Below are 14,118 nucleotides of genomic sequence, written 5' to 3' on the forward strand. Positions count from 1 at the left end.
AGAAGAGCCACAGCGACTCCAAATTAGCGGATGCTTCCGAGAATCGAGGTTCAGTCGCGGTCGACCGCCGTGAAGTCTTCGAACCAGGCACGAATGACGCTGGCAACTTCCACTTGGTCGTCTGTGTCGTAGCCCCATTGCTGAGCGACTTCCTGGGCCATGAAGTTTCCGTCGAGGCGCCTGCTGAGCTCGAGCAGGCGTCGCTTGCCTTCCGTGACCGCGTCGCCGATGTCTGAGCGTGCAATGCCTTCTTCAAAGATGGTTCTCACTTCGGCACCGTCGCTGACGACGATGAGCCGGTACATGTCGGCGATGTCTTTCGGCTTGTACCGAGCGGGGTTTCTTTCAAGCTCCTTCGGGTCGAGCCGGTCGATGACTTTGTACGCCTTCGCGCACAGCAGCGCGGCAGGGCCGGCCACCCAGGCGGTCACTGATTGACCGCTGTCTTCGAAGCTCTCGAGCTCCATCTCTCGCTTGTCGACGAGGGATAACTCGGTGCCTTGGGTCTTGGACACGGAGCGTTTGCCGTGGCTGCCGACGTCAGCGCTTCGCCCCTTTAGCCGGCCGCCGGCGACGGATGCTGCGGCGATGAGGTCAATCGTGAGCCGTTCTCGGAACGGAAGCTCCTGTTCTGTCTTCAGGCCCCACACGCCGGGTCTGCTCATGTCTGCCGGTTCGAGTCCAGCGGCGTCCATGACCTGGTCGAGGAGCGGAACGTGCAGGAGCAGCTGAGGGATGACTCCGAGGTCGGCGTCGTGGGTTGGGTCCATCGGCGGCAGGTCGGTATCGTGCTTGGTCACCTCCCAGACAGCGTGTGCACCGAGCACCACGAGCGCATCCCGCTGCGCTTCGAGGCGTTCGATAACGTCGACGAGCACGCGCCGCGAGCTGACGAGCTCCGGGGTCAGGCTCATGTACGGGTTGCTCTCCGTCAAAGTCACCTCCGGGTCACCCTCCATGGGTACGGCCTGTGGGGTTCGTTTGTGCTGGTTCGAACCGACTGTCCAACGTCCGTGGGTCATGCGTTCGCCAGTCTCTGCTGCCAGCGTGCTGCCGCGGATTCCGCCTGGTCCGCCATTCGACCCGGGCCAGAGTACGAGTCGATGAGCGCCTGCGCGGGGCTCACCCAGGTCACGCCGTCTTCTGTGACAGTCCCGGTTTCGGCCAAGGTGTTGAAAGGGAGGAGGGTCAGGAGGGCGCCGCGCTTAGCAGGGGTAAGCCCGAGTTCTTGGACTACTCCTTCCGGGTCATCGACGTACATGACGGGCCAAGCGGAACCGTCTTGCAACCGTGTCTTGCTCGTCGCGGTGATACCCGTGACGGCGTACCTCCGGTTCAGCTGTGACAGTCTGGCTGCGGTTTCCTGCCAAGGCTTGTCGTACTTCACCGCTATTCGGCGTCCGGGCCTGCTCATCAGAGGCGCAGCGATGCCTGCTTGCGCGACGAGCTTGTCGACGTTCTGGACACGGTAGTTTCCGTCGATGAGTCGGGCACGGTTCCACCGGGTGAGCCAGGCTTGCGTCCCAGAGTTGGTGTCGTTCGGGTCAAGTTCGCCGAGGGCGACACGAGCGGCGCGGACCGCGTCGAGGTCTCCGCTGGGCTTCAATCCGTCCAGCACCTGGTAGCCGGCAGCGGTCAGGATGCTGCTCATCACTTTCCATGACGGCTCGCTTGAGCCGTCCTCGATGCGGGTGATGGTCGAGGGTGCGACGCCGGCGAGCTGCGCGAGTTCGAGGCGCGTGAGTCCGCCGCGCGCGCGGATGTAGCTGAGGGCCTCATTCGCTTTCATGTCGCTCCTTCGTTTGCGTGTACGCAATTTTACTATGCGCGGCGGCAGAACGGGCGGTGAAGTTCACCAACCATCAGGGATTACCGGATGGTTGCCTTGTATGCAATCGCTTGGACACGACGCTGCGCATAGTCGTTCACGTGCGAGGGGCCGTCGCCCGCCTGACCCGCGCATTCTTGACCCGCCCGCCGTTCTTGTTCGCGAACGGCAGCTTCCAATCCTGGGTGGCCCGGAACGCTATGAGGTAGTGGCGGTCCCGCGCAGGTGGGTCCTCGTATCGTCTCCAGCCGACAATAAGTTCGTCCGCGTCGCCGAGCTGCCAAATGGAATGTCCGCCGGAATGGCTCGCGCTCTTGGAACTGAACGGTCGGAGTCGTTCGCGGAGACCCGTGGACCCAGCCGCTGTCGGTGCCGCCTTCCCGATGTCGACGATAGGGGTGCTGTCGTGCCACTGCAGTTCGCGCTCGCCGACGACGATTAGAGGGACTCTGACCGCGGCCCCTCGGAGGGAACAACGGACCTGGCCAGCTTCCGCCGCGAAGAGGCATCGGAGCGTTCCGTACACAGATGCGTCACCCACACTCCCAAAACCGCTATTACAGAGCCGGCGAGCAATGCCGTACCCGCGCCCCATCGTCATGCTGGCCCAAGGCAAGCGCCGGCACATTCAATACCTCCTTCTGGAACTGTGCCGTATCCATCCGATCTCCTATCGTCCAGACAATGCGGTACCGCCAAGACTGAGTGGCCCACGCGGCCGCATCGACTCGACGTTGTCGAACCGCGGGCCGGCGACGCTGCCAGCAACTGGTGACACTACGCCGTCGAGAAGGCACAGAACGTTTTTCAAGAACCAGACTCGATGTCCCCGATGGGTGCTGGGCGTCTGAAGCGAATGGGGCATGGTTTGGTAGCAGCGGAAAATATCCCCGCTGCAATTACGAATGAGGTTGAACGAAAAGGGCGGCCCACCTGGAATCGTGAGCCGCCCGTCTATTCAGTTGTTTCAGTTGTTGATGCGGTGCGCTCTTCGTCTCCAAAGCAGGAACGCGCCCAACAGGAATGCCGTGGCCGCAGACACGAGCGGAATCGTCACTTCCGCTCCCGTTGACGCGAGCTTGTCAGAGGTGAGAGTAGCCGCGGGAACGCTTGTCGGGCTGCTCGTGGGCGGGATAACTTCTTCCCCAGCGACGACTCCTGTGTACCAAGAGGTGTCCTGTGCCGTAACAGTTTCGAGGCCCGGGAAGGCTTCTCCGGTGGACGTTACTGGAAGGCCGGTGACGGTTGCCGTGTTCGTGTAGGAACCTTCTTCGGCGAGGCCGGTCGCCACGCAGATAACGCTCTCACCAACCTCCAAGAAGGTAACGACGTTCGTGCCAGCACCGCAGTCGATGTTGCCGGAATCAACTTTGTCGTCTACAACCGTGACATCGGCGAGTGCAACGTTGCCCGTGTTTCGAACTTCGTATTCCCACCGAACGTCCTCGCCAATTGAGATCTCCGGGCCAGGCGCTTGAAGGATGTTTTCACCGTTGGTCGTTTTGACGACCTCAACTGCTGGAGCAGCCTCCAGGACGGGAACCCGCATTCCGAAGTAAACAAAGCCTGATGCCTGTGCCACGTTGTTCATGACGACTGTGAGGGTCGTAATGGGGCGCGTGGTCGTGAACCAATCGCCCATGTTTACATCTCCACAAGGCGTGGCAGCCGTAACGGAGTAAGTGGCCGAGGCGTCGTCGAGAGTGACCACGGCAGGAGTGCCGGTGGCGGGCAGCCCCGTGATTTGACGATGGAAGTCGAACTGAAGCCAAGGCAACGCGGAATCGGCGGTCATCTGAATACCTTCAGGACGGGTCGCCGAGCAAACGTCTATGTCTGACGTATTGAGAAGCGAACCGGCCGGGAGAACACCGCCTGCGAGCCCCGAGAAGTCGAATTCGTATTTCCAGGCGCCGTTTGTTGAATTCCGGAGCCAGAAATCACTCAGGACGGTAACGTTTTCGGGGGTGCTGCTGGGAAAACTCGTGCCTACAGGGCTGTCCGCAACGGAGCTGTTCGAATTGCTTTCCGTAATTATACGTTCGCTTGTCATAGTCACGGTGCCGCGCGTGGCAGGGTCCAAGACAAATCCAGTTGAAGGGGCCGGTTCAGGAAGTTCGAGCGGCGTTACCGTTGAGCCCGGCGGCAGGACACCTATCGACACTGGAGCATTAAATCCCGCGAAGGTGCCGCCCGGTGCGTCCGCGGCCGAGGGATACGTGGGCGGCAACGGAATCACCGCAGCGGATGCGCTTGGCGCTGCCAGGGCCAGAGTGGCTAATGCAGCGACGGTAACTACCACCGCTTTCGGGAGCATCTTCAAAGGTTTACGCTGCATGCTTAACCAATCTGGTACGGGTAGTCTCTCGTCGGACCACAGTCGCGGCGGGCATATGTCAGTTCCGAGCGCCGAAGACGAATTCTCGTTTTATTTGCCCCTAGGGATCATTGTGTATCCTTGTTCCCAGGTATGACTCAAGCCGAGAAATATTCACCTCCAAAATCACCCTCAACAATTGCTCAAAGCGCGATATGGCTTAAGCCCTCTAATCACAACGAGTTCTGACAGCGCGGTTATTCAGGTGATGCGACCAACTCGACTTTGAAGCGTTCCCCGTTCTCGAGGAACGCCGCGTAGTGGGCCTCGCCTCCGGCCCTCGGATGGCGGCCAGCATAAAGCTGCGACCATCCATGATGAGGAGCTTCCGACCAGAGCCGGTCAACCTGTGTCTCCGGCCCGGCATGAAACGCCAAGTGACTTAGCCCGGCCATGCGACGGTCATGCAAACCGTCGTGCGGGGCCTGGGCGACAACAAGGTACGTGTTCCCAAGGGCCCAGCTCCGCCCGTCACTCCAATCTTGATCGACGATGTATCCGAGCTCCGCGAAAAGCCAGTTGAAGCTCGGCATCGCCAATACAAGGTCGTGGACTTGTAACTCCACGTGATGGAGAGTTCCCGGGGTTATCTTCATCTTGCAAGCACGAAAGGAGCGACGGTCTGTAGCTAAGGCTAACGGCGTGAGCCGCCCCCTCACTGTTAGGAGGGGTACCTCCGGCCCGGAGATACTTGGGCGGGAGGCAATGCGCTACGAGCGTTCGGCAACCACTTCCGCAACAGTAAGTCGAGTCTGACGAGCCGGTGTGGCCTTCGATACCGAAAGGTCGAGGTAGGTCCGTTCGTCTACTCGAACACTGATCCCCTTCTTGTGGGGCGTGTAGACGTCAAGGGCTTCGCCGCGAATGACTCGTTCAAGAAGGTCCAAGGCGGACCTTTCATCCGTCGGCTCAGTGGTGGAAATCTTCGCTCCCCAAGAACTGACCGAGAGATTGGCCTCGATGACGAGAATGAACTGGCTGGACATAAGGCTCCCGAAATTCGTTGACGATACCCCCTGTTGCACGCTACCCGATACGCATCACAGATCAAACTGCACTTGTTGTTGCTAAGAAAGCGCAAATGCCGCGTCACACAGAGGTGGGACGCGGCATTTGTGACTACGTAAGCTGGCTCGACACTGCTAGATGAGTGAGTCCTAATGGTCGTAGGCGATAAGGGAGCGTTTGGTTGGTTGGTTGGTCGGTGAGCCAGTTGTGCCAGATTGCGGCGGCGAGGGCGAGTAGTCGGGCGGCGACGCGGGAGTAGACGCCTGCGGTGGTGCGGCCGCCGTGGTCTTCGAGGGTGAGTTGGCCCTTCAGGGTGTCGAAGACGGACTCGACCCATTGGCGGATGCCGCCGAGTTTCCCGAACCTGGGTGTTTCGTCTTTGCGGTCGGGACGAATCAGCTCTGCGTGGAGTTCGTTGGTAATGAAGGCCTCGAAGTCACGGCCGGCGAAGCCCTTGTCGGCGATGATGATCTGGCCGGGGTTGATGAGGTGGCGATCGTGGCGGAAGAGCGCTTCGGTGACTTCGCGTTCGCCGATCTTCGGGTTCGCGAGTCCCCAGACAACCGGCATCCCGTCGGGTGCGCAGAGCAGGTAAAGACGGAATCCCCAGAAGAATCGCGAGTGAGAGGCGCAGTATCCGTAGCCGGCGTGTCCGGCGAGGTCGGAGCGCTTCACCGTCTCTCTGGACTTTCCGCAGGGCACCGGGGTGGAGTCGATGAGTCTGGTGATCTCGCCCCAGGATGGTGTGTCGCGAGCGAGTTCCGTGATCACTCTCGAGAGGAGCCCGCTGGCGTGCCGGGCCCGTTTGCTCCACCCTGATTGCTGTGGCAGGGCGGGGAACATGCTCTTCAGATGGGAGTGGGCGTAGCGGACCCATTTTCGTTCGGATGCGATCCCGAGTAGATGCTGGGCCACGAGTAGACACACGAGCTCGACGTCATTGAGTTGTGGTTTCCTGCCCGGGTGGTGATCACGCGAAAAGCCGACCGCGGGCATGATCCGATCGTCGAGATGGACGTACAGTGTGGTCAGGAGGGTGTTTAGATCTGTCTTCACACACAGGGTTTAACACCCTCCGCCTACGATTAACAGCCTCCACGCGGCCGATCCTCAATAGGACTCACTCATCTAGTTGGCGCACTGCTACTGGCTCGGAGCGCCTTCGCGCTCCACTGCTCCAAGTCGACGTCGAGCGATTTGCTACCAATACGTTTAAGCCAGGACCGGTCATGCAGAAAATGCTGCTCAGTCGGCGGCAACGAGAGCCGAAAGGACTCAATGGTCCACCTTGCTCAGCCTGGCAATAGCCGAGATTCGGTTCCCGGACATGGAGAACGAAACTCTCATGTCGTCGAGCTGAGTCTCCGAGGAGCACTCGAAAACCCCCTGCACTTTGTCCATCGTTGCTTCGCTTGTTTTCCAGCTGCATCCCTCGAGCGCATAAGCAATTACGACGGCGAGGTCCTCCTGGGGAAGGTCCTTCGTCGTCAGGTGCCGAATCTCTGCCGTGTCTCCGTCGCGAGCAGCCTCGATGAAGTCCGAGACTCTGCCCACCGATTGAGTCGCGCATCCGGCGATCGTCAGGACCAGGCCGAACGCGACAGTCAGGAGCGAGGGGGCGCGCACCAGGCGTCGTGATTGCTGTTGGCGATCCATTTTGTTCTCCCACCCATCCGAGGCCGTATCGGAGTATGCGCTTTGCGACCGGGTCGAAGGAGGTATGTGATCCGGCCGCAAGAGGCAGAGAGACACGCAGCGAGTCCCTCTCCTCAAGGGAGCGAACAAAAACGGATGTATTACGCCGCTTTATGGATACTTTAGGAATTCGCCGATTTGGGGGCCAATTCCGACGATGGACCCGTGCTTGGTGGGCACGATTCATCACTCCTGGCGAATGTCCCGTCCCGGTGTCCGCAGAATTGCCGGGTGGCGCCAGATCCCGGCAACTCACCTTTGGTGACGACAACGCGATGTAGAGCCGGTCGCTTAGATGCCGTGTGGTCGTTAGTCCAGCCACCTTTCGGAGATCTCTCGAGAAGGAATGCCCGGCGCAGGAATGCGCCGAGGCGGGATGTAAGTTCGACGCATGGGGCCACTCGCCCGAGGACTGAAGGAATAACTAGTCCGGCTCAGAGGACTGGGGACTCCGATGGTGCGAAAGTGCCCCGGGATTCCGGGTCTCGATGAGATGTGCGAACGACCCATTTAGGCAGCTATGCGTGTCTGCCTGAAGCGCTAACGATCGAGCTAATCACGCTTTTCTAAGCTCATCGCCGCCTTCCTCAGGAGCGGACCCAGTCCGCTCGGGCGCACTCCTTGACAAATTAGATGTCCTCTGGGCTAGAGTGTTGGCTAAGTTTCAAGGTGGTTTTGGTGTCAAGACATGATCATAAAAGTGCGCGGCTTGTGGTGTATGACCTTGATGGGGTAGTAACAAAGAGGGACACTTTCGCTGCACTCCTGACCACAAGGTTGCGTGCCTCACCGTTGCGGCTGCTTCGAGCTGCACCTTGGCTGGTAGTTTGGGCGATGAGACGCGATCCCGAGAGGCGAGCGGCGGCGGCGCGGCGTATCGCGGTGATCGGCTTGGCCACGATGCGTGAAGCCGACTATGCCGAACTGGCGTCCCGGCTCGGCGACCGTATCGGAGCAGATTCCGCCTGTTTGCGCCTCGATGTGGTGGAGCGGATGCGGGAACAGAAGCGGGACGGGGCGTGTGTCGTCGTCGCGACCGCAACGGAAGTTCGGCTTGCTGAGGCGCTGCTGCGGAGAGCGGGTGTTCCTTTCGACCTGCTCTCTGCCTCCATACTCGCCGAGACCCCCGAAGGTATGCATCTCGTCGATCATCGTGTGGGCCAGCGGAAGGCTGAGGCGTTGTGTGAGGCCGGGGTGCGGCTGTCCGAGGCGGAGTTCATCACCGACTCGGCCACCGACCTGCCGACCGCTCGCCTTTCCGGACACGTGACCCTAGTCGGTGCGGGAGGGCGCACCCGGGCCAGCTTCGCCCGCGAGGGCATCCGTTTTGAAGCTTTCGGCGAGTGAGCCAGGGGCGCACACCCCGATGGTTTACCCGGATCGCCCACACATTCGTCTGCTGGCTCAGCGGCGAACTTGGTCTAGTGAAGGGCAGTCGACGCGCCTCTTGGCCGGTTTCGACCCTCTTTATGAGTGTCGTTCTCTCGACCTGGAGGGTTGGGAGGGCCAGGAACTGGGTTGGCTTCCAAAACGCGTGCGGACTCAGCAATCGTGAGCATCGGCCATCACGGCTATAGTGGCCGGGCCGACGATGTGGCTAGATATGGTGGAGCAGATGAAGGCTGGCGTGGCGTCGTCGGGTGCGTCGAGGCGCGTGATATCGAGCGCGGCCACCACAACGTAGTAGCGATGGCGACCGTGTCTTTCGGGGCGCGCAGCTCCCACGTGTTGATGGACGCCAGCATCATTTCGGAACTGCCGAGCACCGTCGGGCAGCGAGAGAGTACCCGCATCCCCAGCGCCCTCCGCCAGCTCGGTTTTGGTTGTAGGGATGTCCGCGACGACATACTGCCAGAAGCCGGGCGCAGTAGATCGCGAACATCCACCGCACAAACCTTCCCGACGAACGACTCGTGCCATCAACTGAGTCCGTCGGGAGAATCAGGCATGTTGTCCTCTCCGGAGCGAGTTCGAGAAGATTCCGGACAGTCACCGCGTAGATGAAGAAGCGACGCGGGTTGGGGGGCAGCTGCTCATAGCTGAGCCCATCGGGCATGGTGGATCTGTTGCGGCCCGGATGCGGCCACGGCGCGGACGACCCTTCATAAGGGAGTCGGAGATGCTCCAGTTGTCCGCTCGTGACGCGGTCGTGACGCGCCATCAGCGAGCAAGCATCCAAAATCAGCCGGAAAATGTCCCGGATCTTGCGAAGTGACCGGTCACCTAATGTCGCAACCAAACCTGCCTACATGCCTGCCATTCCGCGGATCTGCGCCCGTTTCCAACCTCGGTTATTCTGGGGACCTCACCAGTGACCATGGACCAAGGGGTCGCAGGTTCAAATCCTGTCAGCCCAACAGATAAGCCCCCGGACCTCGACAAGAAGTTCGGGGCTTTGTTGATTTCGGGTGGCCTTCTTACCGTTTCGCGATCTCTCTGCGGTCGAGGGAAGGGAGGCTCCTCGTGATCACGAACAGTCGCATGGAGATGACGTCACTCGGAGAGGGCCCCGCGCATCGTCCGAGCCACATGCGCCGTCACCCACTCGGAATCGAATGAGCGCGAGCGGAGTAGCCAACGATGAAATATCGGGCTGACGAACAGCTCAGCCAGGTCGTCCGGGTTCGGGAGGTTCTCCTGACGGAAGCGATTCGAAATACCTCTGAGCTGCGGGGCAAGAAGCAACTCGCGGAACTGCGCCGCCAGTGCTTCGTCGGATTGCATCTCTGCCGTCACGGCTCGCAACAGTGGTTCGAGCATCGGATCGGTCAGCTCGGCGATCGTTGCGGTTGCCAGGGACCGAAGGTCGGCAGCCAGGGCGCCTGAGTTCGGCACGGTGACAGCGTCATGCTCGTCGGTGCTCCGGGCAAGGAGGGCGTCGAAGAGAATCGCCCCCGTGGAAGGCCATGTCCGGTAAAGAGTCTGCTTGCTGACACCCGCCCGCTTTGCCACGCCCTCCATCGTGATCATTCCGATTCGAGTGTCCCTTGCAAGGGAGAGTACTGCCTCGTGCACTTTGCTTCGTGTTCGCTGACGGGCCATACAAGGACGCTACCTAAAACGAGACGGTGCGTCCATTTTCGATTATGATGGGGGTATGACCTCACCGCAGAACTGGATGGTCACCGGAGGCAATCGAGGCCTCGGACGAGCGCTCACGCTGGCCGCCCTTGACGCGGGACATTCCGTGGTCGCGACCGTCAGGGGTGAGCACTCCCTCCCTGATCATCAGCGTCTGACCGTACAGACGCTCGACATCCGTGACCGCTCCGCGGCGCGCGAAGCTGTGGAACTCGCAGCGGTGCGACTCGGTCGAATAGACGTCCTCGTGAACAATGCCGGCTATGGCCTTGTCGGCGCAGTAGAAGAGGCATCCGAGGAGGATGCCCGCGCAATCATCGACACCAACCTGCTCGGCCCTTTGTGGTTGAGCCAAGCTGTCATCCCGATCATGCGCGGTCAGGGAGGCGGCCACATCGTTCAGATCTCGACTGTGGGGGCGGTCGGCACTATGCCGATGCTCGCGCTTTACAACTCGTCGAAATGGGGTCTGGAGGCGTTCAGCGAGGCGATGGCTGCGGAGACACAGCAGTTCGGCATCAGTGTGTCCATCATCGAACCGGGCGCCCTCGACACGGACTGGGCCGGCGGGAGCATGAGGTTCAGCGCTCCGACGAGAGCCTACGATGACCTCCGAACCGAATTGTTCGGCACAGCAGAGGTCCCGTGGCCCGACGGCGAGTCGGGTGGTGGCACGACACCGCAGGATGCGGCTATCGCTATCCTCGCTCGTATCGCATCCACCGACGACAAACGCCTCCGTGTGCTTGTCGGTGATGACGCTTCGGGCCAGGTGCGGGCGGCGCTCGATCTGCGTTATCAGGACTACGCCCGAGACCCCCGCTTCCCGGGCCAGTAGCCCCTTGCCACTTCGAGCGGTACGCCAGCCCGAGCCATGATCGCTTCCTCTCTCAGCCCCCTATCTCTGGGCCTTGGTGGTTGCCTGCCATGATCGGGGTGCTAGCGGCGGTCTGCGCCGGATCCCAGGTGACTCTCGCTCCATGCCCGGAACCCTGCGGCGATCTCCTCGGCATGCGCATGATGCAGGTAGTGCTCCCCATCGATCGGCACCACCGTCCCATCCGACACGGCACCCGCCTGCTCCTCATGCAATTGCAACCAGCCCGGGTTGCTCGGATTGTTCGCGACCACGAACAGCAGCAGCGGCAACCCCTCCGGAAAACCCGTCCCCGCAGCATCCGCGAAGTTCCTGCGGATATGCGCCATCTCGTCGAGGTACGTCGGGCTCAGCGAGTTGCGGTTGCTGAGCATGGAGAGTTGCTCCCTGTCGTGCTCGGAGTATGCCGGGGAACCGTAGTCGTCCCCGCTGACGGCGGCCACGAGCCGCACCAGTCCGAGGTTCTTCAACACTGCCAGGAGGCCCGTCGGGAACTCCGCATCCATGCCGGGCTGGCCCGGAACACTCGAGTCGATGCCGACGAATGCCGTGACCTCGTCGGGATAGCGGTTCGCGTAGTCGATGCCGTAGATCCCGGCGATGGAGTGACCCATGAGCGTGTATCGCTCGAGCCCTAGAGCAGAGACCGCGTCGTGGATCTCCGTGACGATGTTCTCGGTCGTGCGCTCCGTATCAGTGCCGTCGCTGAGGCCGTAGCCGAACGGCTCGACGACCGTCACTCTGTGGTCGGCGGCGAGCTCCGCCACGAGGGGCGCGAAGTCGAGCGCGGGGGAGGCCGTTCCGAATCCGGGGAGCAGCACGATGTCGGGTCCCTCGCCCGCCACCATGACGTTCATCCGCTTTCCATCGACGGTGACCGGGGTGCCATACGGCGAAATTCGGTCGCTTTCAACCGACGTCGCGACCGCGTGCACCACGGTGGTCGTGGCCAAGCCAAGCGACAGAATGATGCCGACGGCGGTCACGGCCAGAACGGCTCTTCGGGCACATCTCTTCATGCGTTCCTCTCGCGGAGGGCGCGGAAATGAACCCCCTATCTCATGGTCCTGGCCACGAGAGGCGAGCGCGTCAACCCAGAGGGGTCACTCTTCGGCCGCGGTTACCGCGGGCGCGGTACGCGCGCCGAACGGGCGGTCGCGTCCATCGAGTGCGTCGATGTAGCGCAGCACGATTCCTTCGCGCAGCGCCCACGGCGAGATCGTCATCGTCTGCACGTCGAACACCTTCATGGCGGTTCGCAGCACGACCGCGCCGGCGAGGATCTGGTATCCCCGCTCGGGCGTGATGCCGGGCAGATGCTCGCGCGCGGCTCCCGTCATCGCCCGCAGGGAGGGCTCCCACTCGCGCAGGCCCGCGTAGTGCAGCTGGGCCAGATCGCCGGTCATCGGATCCGACGGACCACCGACCAGTCGGGCGAGCGAGCGGATCGTCTTGGAGGTGCCGACCACCCGCTTGGGGCGGGGCCGGTCTGCGAACAGCTCATCCCGCAGCAGAGTCAGCTCGGCGCGGGCGTGCGCGCGCAGCCGCGAGATGTCGGCGCGCTGAGGCGGGTCCTCGGCGAGGAATCCGACCGTCGTGCGCCCGGCGCCGAGGGGAAGAGACGCCTGCACGTCGGGGTACTCGTCGGCGCCCTGGGCGATCTCGAAAGATCCGCCGCCGATGTCGAACAGCAGGATCTCGCCCGCCGACCAGCCGAGCCAGCGACGCACGGCGAGCATGGTGATGCGCGCCTCGTCCTCTCCCGACAGCACGTGCAGCTCGACGCCTGTTTCCCGCGCGATCCGAGCCAGCACCTCCTCGCCGTTCGTCGCCTCGCGGATCGCGCTGGTGGCCGTGGAGATGAGGTCGTCGACCCCGATGTCGCGGGCGGTCTCGGCGGATTCCTTTACCGCCGCGACGATGCGCCGCACGCCCTCCTCGACGATCGCACCATCGGCATCCAGATATCGCATGAGCCGCAGCGTGGAGCGCTGCGAGTGATAGGGCACCGGGCTAGCCCCGGGATGGGCGTCCACAACCAGGAGATGGACGGTGTTGGACCCTACATCGATGACTCCGAGGCGCATGACCCGGAGTCTATTGCCCGTGCACGCGTCATACGGGCACGACCCGGTGCCCGACCCGACAGTGTTGACTGGCATGCATGAGGACCTCATGAACACACGACCCGACGAGGCACTGCGCGCCGCCCTGAGCTCGGCGGACGCCTCGGTCCGGCTTCAGGCCGCGCTCTCGGCCGGCACCTATCCGAACGACGACTATGTCGACGTTCTCGTCGATCGCTGCGCGGTCGAAGCCGATTTCTTCGTACGCGACATGCTCACTTGGGCCCTGACCCGGCATCCGGCCGACCTCACCGTGCCGCGCCTGATCGTCGAGACGGCATCGGCCGTGCCGCAGGCGCGCAGCCAGGCGTTCCACAGCCTGTCGAAGGTGGGCGATCCGCGCGGGTGGGCGGCCGTCACCGAGACCGCGATACAGGATGCCGACGAGTCGGTCGCACGGGCGGCTTGGCGGGCCGGGGTCATCCTGGTGCCGGTGGGCCGGGAGGGGGAGGTGGCGACGATGCTGAGCACGCAGCTCGGGCGCGGCGATCGCGACGTGCAGCTGAGTCTCGCCCGGGCGCTCGCGGAGCTCAGCGACCATGCCGTTCCGGCACTCCGAGCGGCGAGGATCCACCCGAGTGCCGGCGTCAGGGCGCACGCCCTCGCGATCGAACGCTTGATCGAGGACCCGGACGACTACTTCGACGAGGCGATCTTCGAGGCCATGAGGATCGTCACCCGACCGGGCGAGCCCGATGGGACGCCCGATCCGCCGCCTGACCCGCCGCGCGCTCCCGACACAGAGGGAACAGAATAGAACCCATGTCGCGATCAACGATCCTGAGGCAGTTCGCTGCCGGTGTGTTTCTCGTCAACGCGGTGCCGCACGGCGTCGCCGGTGTGCAGGGCAGGCGTTTCCCGTCGCCCTTCGCTCGTCCACCCGGCCGTGGACTCTCATCGCCGACGGTGAACGTCGCATGGAGCGCGCTGAACGCGGCGGCCGGGGCGGCGCTTCTCCGTCGCGACCGCACGGCCGGCGAGAATGCGGCCGTCGGGGCGGGGGCCGCGATCATGGCGATCTTCCTGTCGCTCTATTTCGAGAAGAGCGACAGGGACTGAGAGCAGCCCGCTCGAATCCCCGGAACACGGAGCCGGCTGTCAGCTTGCCGATATATCGTTGAGTATC

14 protein-coding genes and 1 pseudogene are annotated in these 14,118 nt (G+C 62.5%); 4 read left to right on the top strand and 11 right to left on the bottom strand.

Translation table 11 applies throughout. The features are described from left to right. Positions 1-50 precede the first annotated feature (50 nt). From QCD70_RS04140 to QCD70_RS04170, 7 genes and pseudogenes are all read right to left on the bottom strand, one after another. Positions 51-914: a hypothetical protein gene (locus QCD70_RS04140; protein ID WP_301213921.1), complete on the bottom strand. Its 864-nt coding sequence runs from the start codon at positions 912-914 to the stop codon at positions 51-53. Between the two features lie 104 nt (positions 915-1,018). Then, a complete protein-coding gene (locus QCD70_RS04145) occupies positions 1,019-1,789 on the bottom strand; it encodes a helix-turn-helix transcriptional regulator (protein ID WP_301213922.1) in 771 nt (256 codons plus the stop codon). Between the two features lie 1,006 nt (positions 1,790-2,795). Further along, the gene (locus tag QCD70_RS04150; RefSeq protein WP_301213923.1) at positions 2,796-4,166 is read right to left on the bottom strand and encodes a DUF7507 domain-containing protein; all 1,371 of its coding nucleotides are present in this window, start codon (positions 4,164-4,166) and stop codon (positions 2,796-2,798) included. Positions 4,167-4,402: 236 nt separating this feature from the next. Further along, on the bottom strand, positions 4,403-4,801 hold the full coding sequence (locus QCD70_RS04155; protein ID WP_301213924.1) for a VOC family protein: 399 nt from the start codon (positions 4,799-4,801) through the stop codon (positions 4,403-4,405). A gap of 114 nt (positions 4,802-4,915) precedes the next feature. Further along, on the bottom strand, positions 4,916-5,191 hold the full coding sequence (locus tag QCD70_RS04160) for a hypothetical protein (RefSeq protein WP_301213925.1): 276 nt from the start codon (positions 5,189-5,191) through the stop codon (positions 4,916-4,918). A 171-nt stretch (positions 5,192-5,362) separates the two neighbouring features. Next, positions 5,363-6,269: pseudogene (locus QCD70_RS04165) on the bottom strand (IS982 family transposase). A gap of 219 nt (positions 6,270-6,488) precedes the next feature. After that, positions 6,489-6,869, bottom strand: a complete 381-nt coding sequence (locus tag QCD70_RS04170; RefSeq protein WP_301213926.1) for a hypothetical protein — start codon at positions 6,867-6,869, stop codon at positions 6,489-6,491. Positions 6,870-7,541: 672 nt separating this feature from the next. Between QCD70_RS04170 and QCD70_RS04175 the strand changes: the two genes are divergently transcribed. Then, positions 7,542-8,255 carry a haloacid dehalogenase-like hydrolase gene (locus tag QCD70_RS04175; protein ID WP_301213927.1) on the top strand — a complete coding sequence of 238 codons (714 nt, stop codon included), beginning with the start codon at positions 7,542-7,544 and terminating at the stop codon, positions 8,253-8,255. Between the two features lie 195 nt (positions 8,256-8,450). On the opposite strand, the gene QCD70_RS19190 is transcribed toward QCD70_RS04175, so the two are convergent. Then, positions 8,451-8,828: a YbhB/YbcL family Raf kinase inhibitor-like protein gene (locus tag QCD70_RS19190; protein ID WP_367316689.1), complete on the bottom strand. Its 378-nt coding sequence runs from the start codon at positions 8,826-8,828 to the stop codon at positions 8,451-8,453. Positions 8,829-9,401: 573 nt separating this feature from the next. Continuing rightward, a complete protein-coding gene (locus tag QCD70_RS04180; RefSeq protein WP_301213928.1) occupies positions 9,402-9,878 on the bottom strand; it encodes a TetR/AcrR family transcriptional regulator in 477 nt (158 codons plus the stop codon). Positions 9,879-10,005: 127 nt separating this feature from the next. Here QCD70_RS04180 and QCD70_RS04185 point away from each other — a divergent pair, with 127 nt between their 5' ends. Next, positions 10,006-10,827: an SDR family NAD(P)-dependent oxidoreductase gene (locus QCD70_RS04185; RefSeq protein ID WP_301213929.1), complete on the top strand. Its 822-nt coding sequence runs from the start codon at positions 10,006-10,008 to the stop codon at positions 10,825-10,827. Between the two features lie 101 nt (positions 10,828-10,928). Here QCD70_RS04185 and QCD70_RS04190 read toward each other — a convergent pair whose 3' ends face one another. Both QCD70_RS04190 and QCD70_RS04195 read right to left on the bottom strand, forming a co-directional pair. Then, entirely contained in the window at positions 10,929-11,885 is a 957-nt protein-coding gene (locus tag QCD70_RS04190; protein ID WP_301213930.1) for an alpha/beta hydrolase, read from the bottom strand. A gap of 84 nt (positions 11,886-11,969) precedes the next feature. Then, positions 11,970-12,953, bottom strand: coding sequence for a Ppx/GppA phosphatase family protein (locus QCD70_RS04195; protein WP_301213931.1), 984 nt, complete (start codon positions 12,951-12,953; stop codon positions 11,970-11,972). Positions 12,954-13,041: 88 nt separating this feature from the next. On the opposite strand from QCD70_RS04195, the gene QCD70_RS04200 reads away from it, so the two are divergent. Both QCD70_RS04200 and QCD70_RS04205 read left to right on the top strand, forming a co-directional pair. Then, positions 13,042-13,749 (top strand): HEAT repeat domain-containing protein, encoded by a 708-nt coding sequence (locus QCD70_RS04200; RefSeq protein ID WP_301213932.1) that lies wholly within the window; start codon positions 13,042-13,044, stop codon positions 13,747-13,749. Between the two features lie 5 nt (positions 13,750-13,754). Continuing rightward, positions 13,755-14,051, top strand: coding sequence for a hypothetical protein (locus QCD70_RS04205; RefSeq protein WP_301213933.1), 297 nt, complete (start codon positions 13,755-13,757; stop codon positions 14,049-14,051). Positions 14,052-14,118 lie beyond the last annotated feature (67 nt).

It is taken from the genome of Agreia sp. PsM10 (genome assembly GCF_030433855.1).
In the GTDB taxonomy this organism is placed as follows: Bacteria; Actinomycetota; Actinomycetes; order Actinomycetales; family Microbacteriaceae; genus Agreia.

Coding starts and splice junctions, on each gene's coding strand:
- QCD70_RS04140 (WP_301213921.1), bottom strand. CDS start 914: ATGAGCCTGACCCCGGAGCTCGTCAGCTCGCGGCGCGTGCTCGTCGAC.
- QCD70_RS04145 (WP_301213922.1), bottom strand. CDS start 1,789: ATGAAAGCGAATGAGGCCCTCAGCTACATCCGCGCGCGCGGCGGACTC.
- QCD70_RS04150 (WP_301213923.1), bottom strand. CDS start 4,166: ATGCAGCGTAAACCTTTGAAGATGCTCCCGAAAGCGGTGGTAGTTACC.
- QCD70_RS04155 (WP_301213924.1), bottom strand. CDS start 4,801: ATGAAGATAACCCCGGGAACTCTCCATCACGTGGAGTTACAAGTCCAC.
- QCD70_RS04160 (WP_301213925.1), bottom strand. CDS start 5,191: ATGTCCAGCCAGTTCATTCTCGTCATCGAGGCCAATCTCTCGGTCAGT.
- QCD70_RS04170 (WP_301213926.1), bottom strand. CDS start 6,869: ATGGATCGCCAACAGCAATCACGACGCCTGGTGCGCGCCCCCTCGCTC.
- QCD70_RS04175 (WP_301213927.1), top strand. CDS start 7,542: ATGTCCTCTGGGCTAGAGTGTTGGCTAAGTTTCAAGGTGGTTTTGGTG.
- QCD70_RS19190 (WP_367316689.1), bottom strand. CDS start 8,828: ATGGCACGAGTCGTTCGTCGGGAAGGTTTGTGCGGTGGATGTTCGCGA.
- QCD70_RS04180 (WP_301213928.1), bottom strand. CDS start 9,878: ATGATCACGATGGAGGGCGTGGCAAAGCGGGCGGGTGTCAGCAAGCAG.
- QCD70_RS04185 (WP_301213929.1), top strand. CDS start 10,006: ATGACCTCACCGCAGAACTGGATGGTCACCGGAGGCAATCGAGGCCTC.
- QCD70_RS04190 (WP_301213930.1), bottom strand. CDS start 11,885: ATGAAGAGATGTGCCCGAAGAGCCGTTCTGGCCGTGACCGCCGTCGGC.
- QCD70_RS04195 (WP_301213931.1), bottom strand. CDS start 12,953: ATGCGCCTCGGAGTCATCGATGTAGGGTCCAACACCGTCCATCTCCTG.
- QCD70_RS04200 (WP_301213932.1), top strand. CDS start 13,042: ATGAACACACGACCCGACGAGGCACTGCGCGCCGCCCTGAGCTCGGCG.
- QCD70_RS04205 (WP_301213933.1), top strand. CDS start 13,755: ATGTCGCGATCAACGATCCTGAGGCAGTTCGCTGCCGGTGTGTTTCTC.